The organism is Bacteroidota bacterium, from assembly GCA_016195025.1.
GTDB lineage: Bacteria > Bacteroidota > Bacteroidia > Palsa-948 > Palsa-948 > Palsa-948.
On record JACQAL010000004.1, the window covers coordinates 1 to 20,123 of the forward strand.

Below are 20,123 nucleotides of genomic sequence, written 5' to 3' on the forward strand. Positions count from 1 at the left end.
GGCATTAATGAAAGCAAGCAATAAATATCCGGCAGAAAAAATACAGGAAATGGAAACTGCTCTTGCTTCGCTCAAGCAAAAACGCGATGAGCAAAATGCCGAACTCGAAGAATTGAAAAAACAAACTGATGGGTGAAATTCGGCTCTCTGCCCCTCTTATTGAAGGGAGGTGGATTCCATAAGGCGGGAGGCAGAAATAAATTATCGTTTTCATTTTATATTTTATTTAATGGTTAAATACATTCATCAAAGGCAGAGAATCGCTATTTTTTTTGAAAGTCCTTCAGTTTGTTTATCAAACAAAGTGGCTTCCTTTTTTTTTACTAGGTCCTCATACTTTTCATATATGTGTTTTATCTCTGATTGATTTTTCGCTTCCAATAATTTTTCGGCAAGTATTAGAGAAATTTTAGTGCATAAATCTTTTTGAGCTGTTGCTTTGAACATATCAATTGTGTTAGCCCATTGATCAAAGATGTCTATTGGTGAATTTTTAAAATCATAAATTATCATCATTGCGTTTTGTGTCTCTTCCAAAATAGATTTTTCTTTTTCCGCTGAGAAAATGTATTGCATTGCTTTCTGTAACCCCTTCTGAATATTAGACGGGAGATTAGAAAATATTTCGGGCAATCTTGCGTCACCGCCTTCAAACAAAAAGTGCTTTATGACATCTTCTACATCATCGATGCCATTAGAGGTAAATTTTCCTTCTTTTGTAAAAGTATTTTTGTGCTGTGCTGAATTGAGATAACCTTTAATTATTTCAGCCACAACACTGGCGTTCCCCCGTATAGTTTCTTTAGTGGTTTGATAGTCATCGGCAAAGAAAAGGATTGAAGTAAGTTTGGACTTATCAGATAAGCTTATTTTCCTACTTGTTGCAATGGGATCAATTCGTTGTTTTCCTCCTGTTTCAAGATCTTTGAAAACGTATTGGCCAAGTTTAATTGCTGTATTGTCATCAACTTTTAATAATCTTACTAGTACAGGACTTCTCATATTTTCTATTTGCTCTTTAATGAATCCGTATTTTTCGACATCATTTAGTAAATCGAATTTGTATTTTACTTTACCGATTCTGTAATGATTTTTTATTCCATTGCCGCGACTGGTGCCCTGTATTGTTTCTGTCCTGATATTTACTACAGGAGCACCACTGTAAGGATGGGGGCATTCTGATAATTCAGAAAAATTCGGATTATTCGCGATACAATTTTGTGCCCATAGGCTTGCTAAATCTGATCTTTCCTTAGGCTGCGCTGCTGAAATATAGTGCTTGGGATTTCTTTCCCCACTAGGAAGATGAGATGGCTGCAAATCATCGGCTTCAATTAGTGCATAAGTAAACGGCACAGTAATCCGGATTGAAAATTTCAGTACACCCGTTTTCCCTTCTGCAAGATTTTGAAAACATTCATTTCTTGGCGCTGTATTTTTTAAAAATAATATTTTCTCATAGGAGAATTCTTGTGTAGGAACAGATGCTGCCTGTGTATATCCAGTGTTATGATCAAAATCAAAAGTTCCGAATTCATGGATATAATTTTTATATGGCGACCAAATGCAGTTTGATTTTATTTCTGAAAGAGCTAACAGATTGGTATTGATAAATTGCTCTGCCTCTGTTTGTGGAACTCCCATTTTATTTAGCCAGCAGCATAAATTGAAAATGTAATTGTGTTTGGCGCCATCGGAAAAAATATTTCCTTTTTTTGCCAGAATATGGTTAGCAATTTCAAAAGAATTATTTCTACTTATTTTACCTGAAGTAGACTTTGTGAATGCTTTTTTATTTTTTATTTTTCGCAGTGTTAGGGGAATTGTATGATAGTTAATTGCATGGTCGGGATCCGGAGCAACATATCGCAAGCGATTTATATTTTTTGTATTTTCATCAAACGCTGTTTCACATTTATTCTTTGCTGCCCACTGCCGAAAGAATTCAAAATATTCTAGATGTCTGTATGGATCCGACACATGGATTATTGCGAAAAAACCTTTGCCTCTGCAGCTATCTCCTACATAAGCAGCGTAAGGTTCTTTTTTTACTTTCTGTTTAAATAATTTTAAATCGACAGTAGGATCTATGGCATCAAATTCTATCACAATTAAGTTTGTCCGGTAAATTTCATCACTTGCTCCTCTGCTTCCTCTTCCGTTTTTCTCAAAATAGGCTGAAACCGTAAAACATGGTATTTCCGTATTTTTGAATTCTTTTTGTTCTTCTGCATTAGTAAAAGCGCGAAGAGTCTTATTGAGTTGAAGGTGTCTGGGATCTGTCTGCATTTTTATCAACACATCTGATAAAAGAATTTTGCTTCCGTAATAGTCGGGCGTACCCATGTTGGCAACAGCCCTAGGAAAGTAATTTACATATTGATTGAGTATGCTCATTTTATACTGGAAAAATCATTTTTCCATTGTTGTTTCCATTTTCCATCGTAATAGTGGAAATGGAAAAGTCCTTACATGCTGTTTCCGTTTCCGTTGTTAGATATAGGTAAGAGTTCCCAGATTGCCTCCTTACCCACTTTCTTTTTGTTTAGGATGCAAATCTCTTTTCCGTTGGTTAATTCCCGCTTTTCTTCCTCAATAAGATTCAGTCGTTCCCTGATGGTGCGTTCGCTAGCGTTAAAATCTTTGCAAAGTTTTTCAGCAAGTTGGGAGTGACTCATCGGCTTTTCTGCTATGTGCTTTTCTAGGTAATCACAAATAATATCCGGATCAGCCTTGCGAGTTTTCTCCTTTACTAATTCTGAAATTTCTTCTGTGGATGCAAGAACAAGTTCATGCGTATCCTCTGCGTACTTAATGAAATATGTATCGGGCATTTTTATCACCCTTGTTTTCATACATTTTACATGAATAAAATCAGTTTGATTTTGTTTTGCGTCTTTTACATAAGCTACGCTAAGAACAAGAGATGCCTTGTTTATTAATTCAGTGCCTAAATGTCCGCGAGCCTTCTCGCCGCCCGGATTCTCATGGATGATGCACAAAAATGTAACATCATATTCATTGATGGTTACATTCATCATGTCTATCAATTGCATGGACACGCCCACTTGGTTGAAATCGGAAACGCAGTCGGAAGCGACATCAAGCACAACGAATAAATGTTTGTCGGTCGTTGTCTCGCGCAGGTGCTTCAAATAATCATCCAGTACTTGATATCGCTCATGACGAGCAATATTTAACAGAGAGATATAATCAAAGTTATCCGGATGGTCACTGATAGAAAACCCTGCTTTTGTTTGAATTTGCTGTAGCGCATATGGAAATTGTTCTTTCAGATTTCGCTCTGTATCTACATATAACAAATAAAATGGCTGAAACTCATTCCTGCTGAATTGTAGGAGAGTATTGGTGCAATCTGGAGTACTTAGTAGTCTTGCACAAACGGTCTCAGCAAGGCGGCTCTTATGTTGACCTGCTTTCCCTTGAATAACATTTATTGTATTGGGATGAATTAGAGGTTTACCGAATTGATAAATTATAGAAGAAGAAAAAACTATCTCTTTTTCTTTTCTAATACGCAAATCTTTTTGCGTCTGTTTAACGGAAGTAAGTTGTGGGTTAAGCACTTCTTCCATCGAAATATATTCCGTAGTTTTGTTCATATTATTGTTTTATTAAAATGCCTTCGCTCATCCTCGAAAAATTAGCGGGGCATTTTTTGTTTATGTGTTTTTATTATTTCAGCATTTTTTTATTTAGAATAATTCTGGGTGACGTAATTCATTTTCAATTCTCTTATTAGCGATGTTGACATACTCTTGTTCTAATTCAAATCCGATGTATTGCCTTTTAGATTTAATAGCAGCAATTGCTGTTGTGCCAGATCCGATGAATGGATCAAGTACGATATCTGTTTCTTTTACTGAAACTCGCTCCAAAACTTTTCTCCAAAGATTTATTGGCTTCGGACATGGGTGTCCGTTTTGGGGAGATCTTTCTGTATGCTTGATTGTATCCGGTTGACATCCCTTTCCATTTTCTAGATAAGGACACTTTCCATATACTAATATAGGGGACCATGTTGTGAATCCCCATGGATTGTGGTTTACTCCTGCAGGAATATACCAATTCAAAATCCAGGTGGGCTCTGGGAAGAGCCACATTTGAGTTTGCCCGCAAGTAAAGGCAACCCGCTTGCAAGTCCGGAATAGTTCAGGCATTATGCCGTTTATTAATGGAATAACATTTTTTCTGGTATCAAGGAAGCTTTTATAAGGACATTCTACACCATAAGGAAAATCGGTCAGACATACATCAAAGAACTTATCTGGAATTTTTTTTATTAATTCAAGACAATCCCCTTGGAATATTTTATTTAATTCTAACATTAATCAGTGTCAATTTCTGCTGCTGCTTTTATAAATTATTTTTTTGAGTTCATAAATTCTGTGAGAGTTTTTCTGCTGAAAAAAAGTTGTTTAATTGAAGGTTTTTTCCAAAACTCTATCTGCTTAAGGCAGCATTTTTTATAGAGGGTGTTTTTACTGTACCCAGTAATAGCCATCGCCTCAAAAATTCCAATCGTATCATTTTCTTCTTTCTCATTCACATGTGACTGTAGGGGTAACTTCTTCTCATGTAAAAATTCCAGGATAATATTTTTCAAGTCCTCTCTATTGACGACAAGCACTGGACTTATTTCGTTAGTAGGTTTCATGAATTTGTTTGGATAAGTTGTAATTATTTCCAGTAAAATCTTCTAAGTGAGATATTGACTGGCTCTTTCTCATTTGAAGTCAAAACTAATGCATCGAAATGGGAGAAATGTCTTAAGTGTCTCATGAAAGACACTTATAAGACACTTTGATTTTAAAAAGAGGTGAGGGAAAGCGTAATTCTATTGACTGCAGAACTAGATTCGGAATAGCCGGTCAACAGGAATTTTATTTGGATCTAATTCTTTCGGTCTGCGATCAGAGCCGGGTCTTAAATATTTTAGCAATGTAGAATAAGATATTTCGCCACCTTCCTTTGCAGTAAAATTTTGAATAATAAAATATGCTATTTCGTCTGTGGTGTTTGCTAATGCAGTAGTTTTTTTATTTACAATTTTCTGAGATAATTGATAAAAAATATCCGCAAAAATATTTACATTACAATTTAATTTGAACTTGAATTGTTTTTCATTTTTTTTATCATCCAGAATTTCAGGGATATTGTTGAAAATGTGAAATCTGTGCAAAATAAATTCATTTATGTCTTCCTCAGAAGCTAAAATAACTGGCAGACGATCATTGTAGGGCTCGGTTACTAGGTATTTGAAAATTCTTTTTAAAATTTCGACTTTTGAGTTCCATGTTAAAATTATAATCGGTGATGGTTGATAATCGCTAACTGGCTGAGCGGATGAAATATCCTTAGCTTTATTCTGTTCATTTATTGGATCCGTTTTCTTACCTTTCTTTTCTTTCCTGCTTTCACTTACCTCATCTTCATTTGCCGGTTTGCACATCACATTTATTTCCTTAATAAAAACATCAATAAGTTCAAACTCGGTATTATATCTTTCTATATCTTCTTTTTTAGAAGAATCGGTAGTATCAGAATTTTTTTTACAAAATGCTTTTCTTTTCTTAATGTGCTCGCCAAGTTCTTTTGTGACATCACTTATATATTCCTTGAATTTTGATTCTGGAATTGATAAATTAATAGATCCAATTTCAACTTTAAATTGGCTAAGGCAGCATGATAAGTAATGACGGTAATCTTCTATTTCATTTTCATGTTTTTCGAATGAAAATACTTCCGGGTTTTGCGAAAACGAACCGTCAACGTATACTTGCACATCCCCTTCCCAAAAATTATATTTATGAATATCATTTCCAATTCTTACATTGCAAACGCCATGATTGAGCATATTATGCAGGTTTTCTCTTTCAGGTTGTTGAAGCATTTATTTAGATCTTTAGGAAATGTTTTAGTTGTAAAAAAATTTACAAAAAATTGAATTTAGCAAAGGTAAAATCATTTTTTTAAAATAATGTCTCCCCGTTAGCGTCATCTCAGACTGATGAAATGTGTAGATGGCACAACCACTTCACATGAGGGAGTTGCATTGTTTTATGCTATGGAAAGAGTGTTGAAGACAAAAAAAGTTGTACAACTTTCTTTGTGAGGGGCTACGCCATTATCTTCTTCTTTTCTAAATTCTTCTTTCAGAGAACTTCACGATAAATACGGTCATAAATTTTTGAGTAAGCATATTATACTGGTAAATTTCCTGCCATCACAAGCTGTGAGTATTCGTGGTTACCTTAAAGAATTAGACAAGTTGGTTCAATAAAAAATATTTGTTCCGTTTTAGAAAACCGTTTCTGAAAGAATGGTTTTTTTGTTTACCTAATTACTAAACTTACCTATGATAAAAATGAACAACAATATTGAGATTACTTTACCATTATTTTAGTGAAAGTTTATCATTCATGTTCCTAAATGGTTCCTTTCTAGTAAGGAAACGATTGTAACTAGTTGAAAAACAATTTCTATCTTTGGTAAGGAATCTCCCAGGCGGGCCAACCAAATCGGTATATCGGAGGTTCAACTCAGGTATGCCGATTTTTTTTCGTCCAATCCTTTCTTTGAAAAAAGAAAACAGTGCTGATAAAAACAAGAAGAAGAAAATTTTTGGCAACTAAATTCAAAACACTGGAAGAAATTTCAAACTGCTCTGATAAAAGATATAGTATTAAAGACAAACCTACATATCCTAAAAACCTTTTCATATCATAATTCACCGGATAATATTTGTTGCCGATGAAAAATGAAACAACCATCATTCCTGCATAACAAACAAGCGTTGCCCAGGCGCTTGCCATGTAACCGAACTTCGGAATGAAAACAAAATTTCCGATGAGCGTGATGACTGCTCCGAAAATTGTGAGATACGCTCCCCATTTTGTTTTGTCAGTGAGTTTATACCAGATGGAAAGATTGAAAAAGACTCCGAGAGAAAAATTTGCGAGCAGCAAAATCGGAACCACATCCAATCCGGAACGAAAATCTTCTCCGATGAAATATTGGAGCCATGATATGTTGAGCATTGTGCCGAGGAAAATGAGCATGCAGATGATGACGAAATAATCCATCACGCGCGCATAAACTTTTTTTGCATCGGCTTCTTGTGATTGGGAAAAGAAAAACGGTTCGGCAGCGAAGCGGAAAGTTTGAATGAACATGGTCATGATGATGGAAATTTTATAACACGCTCCGTAAATTCCCACTTGCTCCAGCGCAATATCTGAAGGGAGAAGATATTTGAGAAGTATTCTGTCTATGGTTTCGTTGGTCATTCCTGCAAGCCCTGCCACTAAAAGTGGAAGTGCATAGGGAAGAATTGTTTTCAGCAGAGAAATATCTAAAGAAAATTTTGCCCGAACAATAGAAGGAAGTTGAACGAGAAGCGTAACTGCGCTTGCAATCACATTTGAAATAAAAATATAACCGATTCCGATTTCAGGAGAATAGATTGAACTCACCCAACTGTTGGAGTTGGAATCGTAAACTTTTTTGCAGTATACAATAAAAAACAAATTGAAGAAAATGTTTACCGCAATGTTGAGTGTTTTGATTGCAGCGAACGTTTTTGCTTTGTTCTGTTCGCGGAGTTTGGCAAAGGCAATGGAAGAGATTGCATCCATTCCGAGAATGAGCGCAAACCAAATTATATATTCAGGATGGTTGGGATAACGGATTGCATTTGCAATGGGCTGGGAAAAGAGCCAGAGGAAAACAATAAACAAAACAGATGTGATTCCAACCGAAGAAAGAATGGCGCTGTAAACTTTTTCTTTGTTTTCATTCTTCACCGAAAAATTAAAGAGCGCGGTTTCCATTCCATACGTGAGGACTATAATAAGGAAGGAAACATAGGCGTACATTTCATTCACGGTTCCGTATTCGGCTGGAGAAAAATTGTATGTGTAAAGAGGAACAAGCAAATAATTCAGCAGGCGACCGATGATGGTCGGAAGTCCGTAGATAGCGGTCTGCGAAGCGAGTTTTTTAAATGGATTCAACGCGCAGGAAACGTTTGGTTGTATTCTTTATTTCAAAGTTCAATCTTTTAACCTGTAGAAAAAACAAAAGCCCTGTTTTTTATTAACAGGGCTTTCGTGAAGAAGAAAAGTTTTTCTTAGTTCTTTCCTCCGAGCATGAGCAGTTCGCTCACTTGTATCTCGGTGACATAGCGCTTCACGCCTTCTTTGTCGGTGTAATTGCGGTTGAGGAGTTTTCCTTCAACGGCAACTTCGCTTCCTTTCTTGAGATACTTCTCAATGATTTCTGCGGTTTTGCCCCACGCAACGAGGTTGTGCCATTGCGTGTCGGTTACTTTTTCGCCCGCTTTGTTGCGGTAGGTTTCGTTGGTGGCGAGCGAGAACTTCGCTACTTTTTTTCCCCCATTGAGTTCTTTCACTTCGGGGTTTTGCCCTAAGTTTCCGATGAGCTGAACTTTGTTTCTTAATGTGTTCATTGTGTTTTGGTTTTGCGGTGCGGATAACGAATCACTACGCATCTGCGAATGTATGTTTGCCGCACCAGTTGTTGTTTTTAATTTATGATACAAAGGTGCGATGCTTCTGCCAGATGATTCGGTTATTAAGTATTTACATTCGGAACTAAGTGTTTGTAAACGTTTGCAAACGGATAATGTTTACATTCGTGGAAATTTCTTGCTATGGAAAAGAAATGTATTGAATGCGGTGAGTCGTTCAAAGGGAGGATAGATAAAAAATTCTGTTCGGACCTTTGCCGGAATGCGTTCAACAATAAACAAAACAGCGATACCACCAACTACATGCGCTCGGTGAATACTATTCTGCGGAAGAACCGGAGAATACTTTTGGAGTATGTGGAACGCGGAAAGGGGAAAGCGAATGTGCACCGGCAAAAACTGAATGAGAAAGGATTTAACTTCAGCCATCTTACGCACACGCTGAAAACCCAGAAAGGAATTTATTTTTTCTGTTACGAGTACGGTTATCTTCCGCTGGAAAAGGATTTTTTCCTATTAGTGAAACGGAATTCAGACAGGAAGGAGGGTTGAGGATGATTAATGATGGTTGATGGTTGTGGGATGATGGTTTGAGGTGACGGGGTGGCAGGTTGGGAATGGTTAATGGTTAATGGATGATGGTTAATGGCAGGTTGAGGTTGAGGGATGACAGGTTGATGTGAAGGAATGGCAGGTTAAGGTTGAGGGAGTAAGGTTTTATGTTGTGAAAGGATGATTTGAAGTTGATGGTTGATGGTTGATGGTTGTGGGATGATGGTTTGAGATAAAGAAATTAAAAATTAAAAATTAAAAATTAAAAATTCATATTGGGTTTAGGATTTTTCCATTTGGATGTCGGCATCTGTTATTGTGGTGGTTTTGACTGTGACTTGTGTGGTGTTGGTTTTGTAGCCGGCTTTTGTTGTTTCGAGTTGGTAAGTGCCTTCGGGAATTCGTTTGAAGGAGTAATGCCCTGAGCGATTTGTGCGGGTGGTGCGTGTATCGTCTGCGGGAGTGGTGGTTTGTTGGCGGAAGCCGCTTGCGAGGACGCTTTTGAGTGAGACGAGCGCGCCTCCGATGGCTGCGGTGGTGGCTTTATCGGTTAGTACGCTTTTGAAAGGAATGTTGAAAAAAAATTTATTGCTCTGCTGCTACCACTCTCTGCTCAGTAGAGAGTGGTGATGGTCCGACTTTGCTCAGTACGGGCTGCGTTGTGTGTATTATTTGCTGATTACAATTTTTTTATTTGCTGTGCCTTGTGCCGTTTTTAGTTGGATGAAATAAATTCCTTGGGGTTGGTTTGATAAAGTAATTTCTGTTTTTGTGGAATTGATTTGAGAAGAATAAATTTTTTCTCCCTGCATATTATAAATTGTTACTTCTCCTTTTGTTAATTCAGTACTTAAAATAAATTTTCCTGATGAGGGGTTGGGATAAATGCTGATTCCGGTTTCGGTTTCAATTTCATTAACAGGCATAAAAAACATAGTTTCATGTGCACCAATATCAACATGATTATTCAGAACTCTTACACCTCCAAAATAATCTGTTTCATTGACCCCGGCAACAAATAAAAAATCTCCATTGTCAATACATGGGCTTGTGTTGATATCAAGATGAAAATCGGGAGATGCAATATTTGAATTTATCAGCGAAGGGTCTGCGTAAATTGAATTTGCATCCATTCCTGTTTGCGAAACATAATTTGAAAACGCGGAATAGGAATTTGTTCCCCAGTTCACTGTTATATTGTTGCTATTATTATTGGGAGTGTACCAGCAATTATAGTTGATGGAATTTCCGCTGAAAGGGGTGATGTTGTCTTTCGAGATGAGAATATTCTGCGCGTTGGTATAGAAAATATTATTCTGAATTTTGCAGTTCGACATTTTGGTCATGTAAATTTCTCCTGTGCCGCTATTTGAATAATCGTCTTTCAGAAAAGTATTGTTCAGCACAGAACTGTTCAGCACCTGCCCGGTAGTGGAAGAAGTGTAGCCGCCAATGGCGAGCCCTGCTTCTTTATTATTGTAGAAAACATTATCGCGCACAGTAATATTTGATGTGCTTCCGTTTTGCTCGCAGCCGATTTCAATTCCCCAGCCGTTTCCATAGGAAGTGTTTCGTTCGATGATAGTATTTTTTCCTCCGTCCACATAAATTCCCCCGCTGGTTGCATAGTTGGAAACATTGTTGTAGCAGATATTCTGAAAACAATTTCCGTTTCTCGCCTGGTCGAGGGCAGCGTTTGAACTTGTTCCGTAATTTCCTTCCATGTCAATGCCGATATTTTTATTATCGTGCACACTATTATTTGAAACTGTGAACGTGTCCACGTTTCCATCGAGCGCCACTGCTTCGCTGAAGCCGGTGATGTTGTTATATACTTCGCAACTGTCAATCACCACATTTGTAATTGCATTCGCCTGATTTGTTCCCTGTCCATAGACAATCATTGGATTTGAGTTGTCATTTGAAGTTGGAGTTGCGCTTGGATTGGAAGTCCAGTTGATGCTGGTGATTTTTAAATTCCTCAGCGTGATATTTGAAACTCCTCCGCTTGCGGTTGCAGAAATGGTAACGCCCGTTGCATAGTTCACCACTTTATTTTGCACGGTAATATTTTCAACGATGAGATTGCTTTTGTCTTCAATGTACAGCATATCATTTTGCGAAGTTCCGGTTCCGTCAAGAACAACCACTTCTGTTTGATAATTTCTGAACGTGATTGGATTTGCAGGAGTGCCGCTTACGTTGGCGATAACATTTTCATAATAGGTTCCTCCGCGAATATAAACGGTGCTGCCGGGAGTTGCGCTGGTAAATGCTTTCTGAATTGTTTTCCATGCCTGCGCGGTGGATGTGCCGGAATTAGTATTGCTTCCGGTTGCGCCATCAACGTAAAAACTTTGGGAGAATGCCTCACCCCCTGCCCCTCTCCAAAAGAGAGGGGAGAAAAGCACGCATAGATATAAGAAAATTATTTTTCTCATTTCAAACTCCCCGTCATATCTTCGGGACGAACCCATTGGTCAAATTGTTCTGCGGTAACCAAACCAAGTTCAATCGCTGCCTGTTTCAAGGTTTTATTTTCCTTGTGTGCTTTCTTGGCAATCCTGGCTGCGTTTTCATAGCCGATGTGCGTGTTGAGTGAAGTAACGAGCATGAGAGAATTGTCCAAATGTTTTTTAATTATTTCTTTGTTCGGTTCAATTCCCGCTGCGCATTTATCATTGAACGAAACACAGGCATCACCGAGCAAGCGCGCGCTTTGCAAAACATTTGCTGCGATTAAAGGTTTGAAAACATTCAACTCGAAATGCCCCGAAATTCCTCCTATGGAAACCGCAGTATCATTTCCAATCACCTGCGCGCAAACCATTGTCATGGCTTCGGGCTGAGTGGGATTTACTTTTCCGGGCATGATGGAGGAGCCCGGCTCGTTATCGGGAATACTAATTTCTCCGATTCCGCTGCGCGGACCGGATGAAAGAATGCGGATGTCATTCGCAATTTTGAAAAGAGAAACTGCAGAACGTTTCAGCGCTCCGCTGAGTTCCACCATTGCATCGTGCGCTGCGAGCGCTTCAAATTTGTTGGGTGCAGTGATAAAAGGAAGCCCTGTGAGTTCGGCAATTTTTTTTGCAACAAGAACATCATAACCTTTCGGAGTATTCAATCCGGTTCCCACTGCAGTTCCGCCAAGCGCAAGTTCGCGAATCATTTCGAGGGCATTTTTTACAGCGCGGATTCCGTTATCGAGTTGCTGAACATATCCTGAAAATTCCTGCCCAAGTGTGAGAGGCGTTGCATCCATGAAATGAGTTCTGCCGGTCTTCACAATAGTTTTGAACTCTTCGGATTTTTTGTGAAGAGTTTCGCGGAGTTTTCTCATTCCGGGAAGCGTGACGGAATGAATGAGCAATCCAGCCGCAATGTGCATGGCGGTTGGAAAAGTATCGTTGGAGGATTGCGATTTGTTCACATCATCGTTCGGATGCAAAACTTTTTTCTCATCGGTAAGTTTTCCTCCTGATACAACATGCGCTCGGTAAGCAATCACTTCGTTTGCATTCATGTTGCTTTGCGTTCCGCTTCCGGTTTGCCAAATCACGAGCGGAAACTGGTCGTCTAATTTTCCGGTGAGGATTTCATCGCATACTTTTGAAATCAAATCGCATTTTTCTTTTGAAAGAACTTTCAGTTCGAGATTTGCCCGGGCGGCAGCTTTTTTCAGATACGCAAAGGCATGAATGATTTCCTTCGGCATGCTGGCTTCGGGACCAATCCTGAAATTATTTCTGGAGCGTTCGGTTTGCGCACCCCAGTATTTATCTGCGGGCACTTTTACTTCGCCCATGGTGTCGTGTTCAATTCTGAAATCCATAGGAATTAAATTAATGGAAGGTAAAATTAGAATTTATTGCTTTACTATTTTTCTATAAAAATTTTCTCCGGCAGAATTAATTTTAAGAATATAAATTCCTGCATTTAAACCGCTGCAATCAATAGTGATTGAGTTGTTGATTGGCTGTATTGATTTTATTTTTTCTCCGACACTATTAAAAAGTTCTACGTTTTTAATTTCTTCCCCGCTTTTAAGTTCAACCTTTTCTGAAACAGGATTTGGAAAAACGCAGAGAGATTTTTTTTCATTCTTATTTTTTGTCAAAGATAGATAAATAGAAAAGTATCATAGTTGCAATTATCATAAAAACTTTTTCACTTTTTCAGGCGGTCGCGCAATTATTGCATGGTTTCCTTTCACCACAATGGGCCGTTCAATCAGAACAGGATTCGCTGCGAGGATTTTCAGCCATTGTTCTTCGGAAAAATTTTTGTTCTGAAATTTCCTGAAGAGCGGTTCTTTCCTTCGGATAATTTCTTCCGCTTTCATTCCGAGTTTTTTCAGAATGCTTTTTAATTCCTTTTCGGAAGGAGGAGTTTTCAGGTATTCAATAATTTTTATTTGTTCTTTTTTCTTCCCGAGAATTTCAAGCGCGCACCGGCTTTTGGAGCAGCGGGTGTTATGGTAAATGGTAATCATTGCAATTAATTTTTCCCTCCAAACTCCATCAGATATTTTTTTATGAATTCGTCCAAATTCCCATCGAGAACCCCCTGCGCGTTGGAAGTTTCATAATCCGTGCGCAAATCTTTCACCAGTTTATACGGATGCAACACATAGTTTCTGATTTGCGAACCCCATTCAATTTTTTTCTTTCCTGCTTCAACAGCAGCAGATTTTTCCCTGCGCTTTCGCATTTCCACTTCATACAATTGCGACTTCAACATCTTCAATGCCCGCTCGCGATTCGCCAACTGAGAACGTTCCACCTGGCACACGACCACGATTCCCGAAGGAATATGTTTCATCTGAACTTTTGTTTCCACTTTATTTACATTCTGCCCGCCCGCTCCGCCTGAGCGCGATGTCTGAATTTCCAAATCAGATTCTTTCACATCAATTTCAATCGTGTCATCCACGAGCGGATAAACATAAACCGATGCGAATGAAGTATGCCTTCGCGCATTTGAATCGAACGGAGAAATCCGCACAAGCCGGTGGACTCCGTTTTCTCCTTTCAAATAACCATAAGCAAAGTCACCATCGAACTGAAGCGTGACCGATTTCACTCCTGCAATATCGCCTGCCTGCCTGTCTTGTTCTGTAACTTTGAATCCGTTTTTTTCTCCCCACATCATGTACATGCGCATGAGCATTCCTGCCCAATCGCAACTTTCTGTTCCGCCTGCGCCTGAATTTATCTGAAGCACCGCACTAAGTGCGTCTTCTTTTTCGCCCAGCATGTTTTTGAATTCGAGTTCTTCAATTGATTTCAGCGCGGAAGTAAATTGCTTGTCTACATCTTGTTCGCTCGCTTCATTTTGCTTGAAGAAATCAAAAATCACTTCCACATCATCTACGTGGCGTGAAAGTTCAGAAAAAGAATTTGTCCAGAATTTTTTTTGTTTCAATTCACGGAGAAGTTCTTCGGCTTTTTTAGGATTGTTCCAGAAATCGGGGGCGTGAGATTTTTGTTCGAGTTCGCCAATCTCGTTTTGCTTTCTGTCGAGGTCAAAGATGCCTCCTTAACGCTTCTCTGCGGTCTTTCAAATCTTTGATTTGCTCTGCGGTTATCATATAAGAAGGTTAAAAAGGCGAGCAAAGATACTAGAAATGTTTGTCGTTTGTAGTTAATTGTTCAACCACAAACGACAAACTATAAACTTTTATTTTCCTTTTTTCTCATCCTTATCGTTATCATTCTCCACTTCTTTCTTCAGAAAATTTCCGCTGGCATCAAAAATATAATCTGCCTCGTCCACTTCGGCTTCATACGTCACTGTGTTTTTTGCGTCTACAATTTTTGCGGCTTCTTTTATTTTTTTGCCTGCGAGATTTTTCGTCACATAATCGCTCACGCCCTTCGGCAAAGCGCTTGAAGCAATTTCGGTTTCAGTTTGCAAAAGATTTCCGCTGGCGTTGAGAAGAACAGAAGTTTCCACTTTGTTCACTTCGAGTTCGGCTTCAAAGTTGCCGTCTTCCTTTTCCCATTTCTCCACTTTTGAATTTGGATAAAGCGAAGTTACTTTTGATTTCACTGCGGAAGGAACTTCTTCTGATTTGATTTTTTGCGCGCTTGCGCTGAAACTTACAGCCGCTATAGCGAGCAGGACGATGGTTGTTTTCATTTTGATTTTATTTTTGGTTGATGTTTTGTTTTGACGATACAAAAGAACGATGCGATTCTGTAGAAAAGTTGTAGCGTTAAAAATAAATTGAAACAGTATGAATCGAATTGCTGTAAGAATACTTTATTTTGAAATTATACGTTTCGCAAATCTGTTTTACAATTGACAAGCCAAGTCCAACGGAATCACTCGAAGGACTTGCTTTTTGAAATCGCTCAAATAATTGTTCAGTCGGAGTTTCAAGCGGATTGCCGATGTTTGAAACGACAAGAGAATTATTTTGCAGTTCAATAATTATTTTTCCATCGGTTACATTATGTTTGATGGCATTGCCGAAAATATTTGAAAGCAGAATATCAGCGAGTTGAAAATTTATTTTCAGTTGAGGCGAAGCAATTAATTTTTTCTCTATGGAAATATTTTTAAATAAAATCATATCCTCCAACTGCTCCAGTTTTTTCTCTATGAGATTTTTAAAATCAACATTTTGTTCTTCGCCAAATTGCCGGTTTTCAATTTTCGCAAGGAGAAGGAGTGACTGATTGAGTTTTGAAAGCCGATTCACCGATTCATAAATTTCATGAATAGATTTTATTTGCTCCTCCGCTAAGTTTTCCGATTGAATCATCAGTTCAAGTTTTGAGCGGATGATGGCGAGTGGAGTTTGAATTTCGTGCGAAGCATTTTCGGTGAACTCTTTCAGGTTTTTGTAATCGCGTTGAATTTTTTCAGTCATTTTTAGAATTTCAAAATTCAGAATTCTGAACTCTGAAGTTTTTGCCGAGGGCAAATTCATTTGTTCTCTTTCATTCAAGTCAAATTTTTTCAGTTCGTCCAGCGTTTTATAAAACGGCTTCCACATATTTTTTGAAAGATACCAGTTCAGCAGGAACAAAACCACGAGCAGAATTACAGTAAGAATTCCCAGCGTGTAAGCAATGCTCTCAATCAAATCATCCGATTCAACGAGCGGACGGCTGATGCTGGCTGAATAATTTTTTTCTCCTGCCATTACGGAAAAAGTTAGCACACGATAGGGTTCTAATTCCTGGTCTTCATCGGGAAGCATGGTATCGCGCAAATTTTCTTTCACGGGAGAATTTACTTCGTTGAAAACAACTTTGTAAACATCAATAGGAGAAACAGGTGGAAGGGTTGAATTTTTTTCTGCATACTTAATTGCATCTTCCTTCACCGAATACATCCGCTCGGTGATGGATTCATTAATGATATTGCTGAGAGAAAAATAAAAGATAATTCCGCCAACGAGGAAGAGCATGAGCGTCAACGCTAAATAATAAATTCCTGTTTTAGTTAACAATTTCATTGAGCAGAAAATTTATATCCCATTCCGTATACCGATTTCAGATAATCATCTCCGCCTGCGTCTATAATTTTTTTGCGGAGATTTTTTATGTGCGAATAAATAAAGTCAAATGAATCCGCCATGTCCATTTCATCTCCCCAGAGATGTTCGGCAATGGATTCTTTTGTGACCACGCGGTTTTTGTTAGAAATAAAAAATAAAAGCAAATCAAATTCTTTTTTAGTGAGTGAAATATTTTTCCCATTTACAGAAACTTCCTGCTTGTCGGGAATGATTTTTATTTTTTCAAAAACAATTTCCTTATTCCCCTCAAAATTTCTTCTGCGCAGAACGGAATTCAGGCGTGAATTTAATTCGGCAAAATGAAATGGTTTGGTGATGTAATCATCCGCGCCTAAATCCAATCCTGTTATTTTATCATCGAGCGAATTTTTTGCGGAGACAATGATGATTCCCGTTTTTGGATTATTTTTCTTCAGTGCTTTTACAATATCCAGGCCGCTTCCACCCGGCAAGCCGATGTCAATGAGCGCGCAGTCGTATTGATAGAGCGAAACTTTTTCATCGCCCGCATTAAAATTTTTCACCCACTCACAGAGATGCCCTTCCTTCTTCAGGAAAGTAATTATGGAATCTCCGAGGGAAACTTCATCTTCGACCAAAAGAATTTTCACGTAGTAAATATAAAGAAATGATTCTGGAGGGAATTTGGAGAAATAAAAATCCTGAATAAAGTTCAGTTTTTATTTATCGCTTTGGAAAAACAGAAATCAAATTCGCTTTGCAGTTTCTTTTTTCGGAGCATACCTGAGCGAAACATCTTTTGCAGCGCTTTCAAGCGTGCCGGTGATTTCATCCGTAAGTTTTCCGGCACGGAGTTCATCCAGAATATTTTTATGTTTCGCTTCGAGGTAAGCAAGAAAATCTGCTTCAAATTCTTTTACTTTGTTCACCGGCACATCGCGCAGCAATCCTTTTGTTCCGCAATAAATAATTGCAATTTGTTTTTCAACCGTCATAGGAGAAAACTGCGGCTGCTTGAGAATTTCCACGTTGCGCGCGCCTTTGTCGAGAACGGCTTTGGTGGATGCGTCAAGGTCTGAACCGAATTTGGAGAATGCTTCGAGTTCGCGGTACTGCGCCTGGTCGAGTTTCAAAGTTCCGGCAACTTTTTTCATGGATTTAATTTGCGCATTTCCTCCTACGCGCGAAACCGAAATTCCCACGTTGATGGCTGGACGAATTCCCGCGTTAAATAAATTCGCTTCGAGAAAAATTTGCCCGTCAGTAATTGAAATCACATTTGTAGGAATGTAAGCCGATACGTCACCCGCCTGTGTTTCAATAATCGGAAGCGCAGTGAGCGAACCTCCACCTTTCACTTTCGATTTTAAAGATACAGGAAGGTCATTCATATTTTTTGCAATTTCATCGGAAGAAATAATTCTTGCCGCGCGCTCGAGCAAACGCGAGTGAAGATAAAATACATCTCCCGGATATGCTTCGCGTCCGGGAGGTCTGCGCAGCAGAAGAGAAACTTCGCGGTAAGCCACTGCCTGCTTCGACAAATCATCATAGACAATCAGCGCAGGTCGTCCGGTATCGCGGAAATATTCTCCGATTGCCGCGCCCGCCATCGGTGCAAAAAATTGCATTGGTGCGGGGTCGGATGCGGTTGCAGAAACAATTACCGTGTAAGCCATCGCTCCGTTTTCTTCCAGCGTGCGCTGGATGTTTGCAACGGTGGAACCTTTCTGACTTATGGCAACGTAAATGCAAAATACGGGCTTGCCTTTTTCGTAAAATTCTTTTTGGTTGATAATCGTATCAATCGCAACAGCAGTTTTTCCTGTTTGCCGGTCACCGATAATTAATTCGCGCTGTCCGCGTCCGATTGGAATCATTGCGTCAATCGGTTTGATTCCGGTTTGAAGCGGCTCGTTCACCGGCTGGCGGAAAATTACTCCGGGTGCTTTTCTCTCAATTGGCATTTCATAAAACGGACCTTCAATCGGCCCTTTTCCGTCTATGGGATTTCCGAGTGTGTCCACAACTCTGCCGAGCATTTTTTCACTCACGTTGATGCTTGCAATTTTGCGCGTGCGCTTTACCACATCGCCTTCTTTTACTTCCGCATTTCCGAGAAGCACGGCTCCTACGTTGTCTTCTTCCAGATTGAGCACGACAGCTTTTAATCCGTTTTCAAATTCCACAAGTTCTCCCGACTGAACTTTTGTTAAGCCGTAAATGCGCGCGATGCCGTCACCTACTTGCAGCACGGTTCCCACTTCTTCGAGTTCTGCTTCGGATTTGAATCCGGCTAATTGCTGCCTTAGAATGTTTGATACTTCTGCTGGTTTAACCTCGGCCATATTATTTTAATTATTGATTACGTTTTTTATTGTATCGAAGTACGAAATTTATACGAACGTACGAACTACGAATCGCATATTCGCACTTCGTATGTTCGTGAATTTTTTTTCGCAGTTCGCTACCATCGTTTTAATATTCTTTAATGTAAGGATTTTCTGTGAATGCCATAGCGAGTTTTCGAACTTGCTTTGCAATGCTTGCATCTACTCTTTTGTCACCCACCTGCAAGGCGAATCCTCCTATGATATTCTTGTCGGTTTTTTCCACGAGTTCAACTTCGGAATAGGCGCTGCTTTTCACCAGCTGCAAAACTTTTTTTCTTAAATCTTCATCAAGCCCGTCTGCGGTTGTAATGATTGCAGTGAGAATTTTTTTGCGCTCTTTATACTGGTCAACAAAAGATTCGGCAATGGATTCAAGAAATGATTCTCTTCTTTTTTCCGTGAGAAGATTAATGAATAGTTCCGTGAGTTTGGAAATTTTTCCGCTGAAAATTTGTTTCAGTATTTTTTCCTTCTTGTCGGTTTTAATAATCGGGTTTCTCAGGAAGAGAGAAAGTTCGTGGCTTGCTTTACAGATTTTGTCTATGAGAATCATATCGGCATACACTTTATCCAGCACGCCTTGCTCGGTGGCAAGGTCAGCGAGGGATTTTGCATAGCGGGTGGATGCGCGTGTTCCTTTCATATCAATTCATCTTCACTTCCTGCAGTAAATTATTAATTACTGTTTTCTGTTTATCTTTTTCTGCGAGTTCCTGCTTCAGAATTTTTTCTGCAATCTCAATGGAAAGATGTGCGACTTGATTTTTCAATTCAGTAATCGCGGCCATTTTTTCATTCTGAATATTCTCGCGCGCAGTAGCAGTAATTTTTTCCGCTTCTTTGCCAGCGCGTTCTTTCGCTTCGGCAATTAATTTGTCTTTGATTTCGCGCGCTTCTTTCAGAATAGTGTCGCGTTCAATTTTTGCTTCTGCAATGATTCGCTCGTTGTCGGCTTTCAGAGACGCCATTTCTTCCCGGGCTTTCTTTGCTGTGTCGAGCGCATTCTGAATAGAATCTTCTCTGTCCTTCAGCGCTTTCAGAATCGGCTTCCACGCGAATCTTTTCAGAATGAAAAGCACGATGAAGAACGTGAGGCAGAGCCAGAAAATTAATCCGATGGCAGGTTTAATTAATTCCATAGTTCTATAATTTATTTTCTGAAGTTAAAAAA

21 protein-coding genes and 1 pseudogene are annotated in these 20,123 nt (G+C 39.0%); 3 read left to right on the forward strand and 19 right to left on the reverse strand.

Going from position 1 to position 20,123, the window contains the following annotated elements; translation table 11 throughout:
- A partial coding sequence (locus HY063_00435) for a hypothetical protein (protein MBI3500238.1) occupies positions 1 to 136 on the forward strand: 136 nt, incomplete at its 5' end.
- 110 nt (positions 137 to 246) lie between these two features.
- On the opposite strand, the gene HY063_00440 is transcribed toward HY063_00435, so the two are convergent.
- From HY063_00440 to HY063_00460, 5 genes are all read right to left on the reverse strand, one after another.
- A complete protein-coding gene (locus HY063_00440) occupies positions 247 to 2,397 on the reverse strand; it encodes a hypothetical protein (GenBank protein MBI3500239.1) in 2,151 nt (716 codons plus the stop codon).
- Between the two features lie 71 nt (positions 2,398 to 2,468).
- Entirely contained in the window at positions 2,469 to 3,623 is a 1,155-nt protein-coding gene (locus tag HY063_00445) for a hypothetical protein (protein ID MBI3500240.1), read from the reverse strand.
- A gap of 93 nt (positions 3,624 to 3,716) precedes the next feature.
- On the reverse strand, positions 3,717 to 4,349 hold the full coding sequence (locus HY063_00450) for a site-specific DNA-methyltransferase (protein MBI3500241.1): 633 nt from the start codon (positions 4,347 to 4,349) through the stop codon (positions 3,717 to 3,719).
- Between the two features lie 35 nt (positions 4,350 to 4,384).
- Positions 4,385 to 4,678 carry a hypothetical protein gene (locus HY063_00455; GenBank protein MBI3500242.1) on the reverse strand — a complete coding sequence of 98 codons (294 nt, stop codon included), beginning with the start codon at positions 4,676 to 4,678 and terminating at the stop codon, positions 4,385 to 4,387.
- Between the two features lie 195 nt (positions 4,679 to 4,873).
- A complete protein-coding gene (locus HY063_00460) occupies positions 4,874 to 5,914 on the reverse strand; it encodes a hypothetical protein (GenBank protein MBI3500243.1) in 1,041 nt (346 codons plus the stop codon).
- A gap of 237 nt (positions 5,915 to 6,151) precedes the next feature.
- Here HY063_00460 and HY063_00465 point away from each other — a divergent pair.
- Positions 6,152 to 6,304: pseudogene (locus HY063_00465) on the forward strand (DUF4325 domain-containing protein).
- Between the two features lie 259 nt (positions 6,305 to 6,563).
- Here HY063_00465 and HY063_00470 read toward each other — a convergent pair.
- Both HY063_00470 and ssb read right to left on the reverse strand, forming a co-directional pair.
- Positions 6,564 to 8,036, reverse strand: coding sequence for a polysaccharide biosynthesis protein (locus tag HY063_00470; protein MBI3500244.1), 1,473 nt, complete (start codon positions 8,034 to 8,036; stop codon positions 6,564 to 6,566).
- A 116-nt stretch (positions 8,037 to 8,152) separates the two neighbouring features.
- Positions 8,153 to 8,491 (reverse strand): single-stranded DNA-binding protein, encoded by a 339-nt coding sequence (gene ssb / locus HY063_00475; protein ID MBI3500245.1) that lies wholly within the window; start codon positions 8,489 to 8,491, stop codon positions 8,153 to 8,155.
- A 204-nt stretch (positions 8,492 to 8,695) separates the two neighbouring features.
- On the opposite strand from ssb, the gene HY063_00480 reads away from it, so the two are divergent.
- Positions 8,696 to 9,064 (forward strand): DUF2116 family Zn-ribbon domain-containing protein, encoded by a 369-nt coding sequence (locus tag HY063_00480; GenBank protein MBI3500246.1) that lies wholly within the window; start codon positions 8,696 to 8,698, stop codon positions 9,062 to 9,064.
- Between the two features lie 281 nt (positions 9,065 to 9,345).
- Here HY063_00480 and HY063_00485 read toward each other — a convergent pair whose 3' ends face one another.
- From HY063_00485 to HY063_00540, 12 genes are all read right to left on the reverse strand, one after another.
- A complete protein-coding gene (locus tag HY063_00485) occupies positions 9,346 to 9,636 on the reverse strand; it encodes a carboxypeptidase regulatory-like domain-containing protein (GenBank protein MBI3500247.1) in 291 nt (96 codons plus the stop codon).
- A 96-nt stretch (positions 9,637 to 9,732) separates the two neighbouring features.
- The gene (locus HY063_00490) at positions 9,733 to 11,541 is read right to left on the reverse strand and encodes a T9SS type A sorting domain-containing protein (GenBank protein MBI3500248.1); all 1,809 of its coding nucleotides are present in this window, start codon (positions 11,539 to 11,541) and stop codon (positions 9,733 to 9,735) included.
- Complete coding sequence (gene fumC, locus HY063_00495; GenBank protein ID MBI3500249.1) at positions 11,502 to 12,899, reverse strand: class II fumarate hydratase; 1,398 nt, start codon at positions 12,897 to 12,899, stop codon at positions 11,502 to 11,504. The genes HY063_00490 and fumC overlap by 40 nt, the downstream gene beginning before the upstream one ends.
- A gap of 33 nt (positions 12,900 to 12,932) precedes the next feature.
- The gene (locus HY063_00500) at positions 12,933 to 13,184 is read right to left on the reverse strand and encodes a T9SS type A sorting domain-containing protein (protein MBI3500250.1); all 252 of its coding nucleotides are present in this window, start codon (positions 13,182 to 13,184) and stop codon (positions 12,933 to 12,935) included.
- A gap of 36 nt (positions 13,185 to 13,220) precedes the next feature.
- Entirely contained in the window at positions 13,221 to 13,559 is a 339-nt protein-coding gene (arsC, locus tag HY063_00505; GenBank protein ID MBI3500251.1) for an arsenate reductase (glutaredoxin), read from the reverse strand.
- A 5-nt stretch (positions 13,560 to 13,564) separates the two neighbouring features.
- Positions 13,565 to 14,657 (reverse strand): peptide chain release factor 2 gene (prfB, locus tag HY063_00510; GenBank protein ID MBI3500252.1). Its coding sequence is split into 2 segments (ribosomal slippage): positions 13,565 to 14,602 and positions 14,604 to 14,657, totalling 1,092 coding nucleotides; the frame shifts between segments, so codons are not numbered across the junction.
- Positions 14,658 to 14,746: 89 nt separating this feature from the next.
- Positions 14,747 to 15,208, reverse strand: coding sequence for a PepSY-like domain-containing protein (locus HY063_00515; protein MBI3500253.1), 462 nt, complete (start codon positions 15,206 to 15,208; stop codon positions 14,747 to 14,749).
- A gap of 76 nt (positions 15,209 to 15,284) precedes the next feature.
- Positions 15,285 to 16,535, reverse strand: a complete 1,251-nt coding sequence (locus HY063_00520; protein MBI3500254.1) for a HAMP domain-containing histidine kinase — start codon at positions 16,533 to 16,535, stop codon at positions 15,285 to 15,287.
- Positions 16,532 to 17,209 carry a response regulator transcription factor gene (locus HY063_00525; protein MBI3500255.1) on the reverse strand — a complete coding sequence of 226 codons (678 nt, stop codon included), beginning with the start codon at positions 17,207 to 17,209 and terminating at the stop codon, positions 16,532 to 16,534. Before HY063_00525 ends, HY063_00520 begins: the two co-directional genes overlap by 4 nt.
- Before the next feature lie 96 nt (positions 17,210 to 17,305).
- The gene (locus tag HY063_00530) at positions 17,306 to 18,907 is read right to left on the reverse strand and encodes a F0F1 ATP synthase subunit alpha (GenBank protein ID MBI3500256.1); all 1,602 of its coding nucleotides are present in this window, start codon (positions 18,905 to 18,907) and stop codon (positions 17,306 to 17,308) included.
- Positions 18,908 to 19,037: 130 nt separating this feature from the next.
- Positions 19,038 to 19,595 (reverse strand): ATP synthase F1 subunit delta, encoded by a 558-nt coding sequence (gene atpH, locus HY063_00535; GenBank protein MBI3500257.1) that lies wholly within the window; start codon positions 19,593 to 19,595, stop codon positions 19,038 to 19,040.
- 1 nt (position 19,596) lies between these two features.
- Entirely contained in the window at positions 19,597 to 20,091 is a 495-nt protein-coding gene (locus HY063_00540) for a F0F1 ATP synthase subunit B (protein ID MBI3500258.1), read from the reverse strand.
- Positions 20,092 to 20,123: the final 32 nt, after the last annotated feature.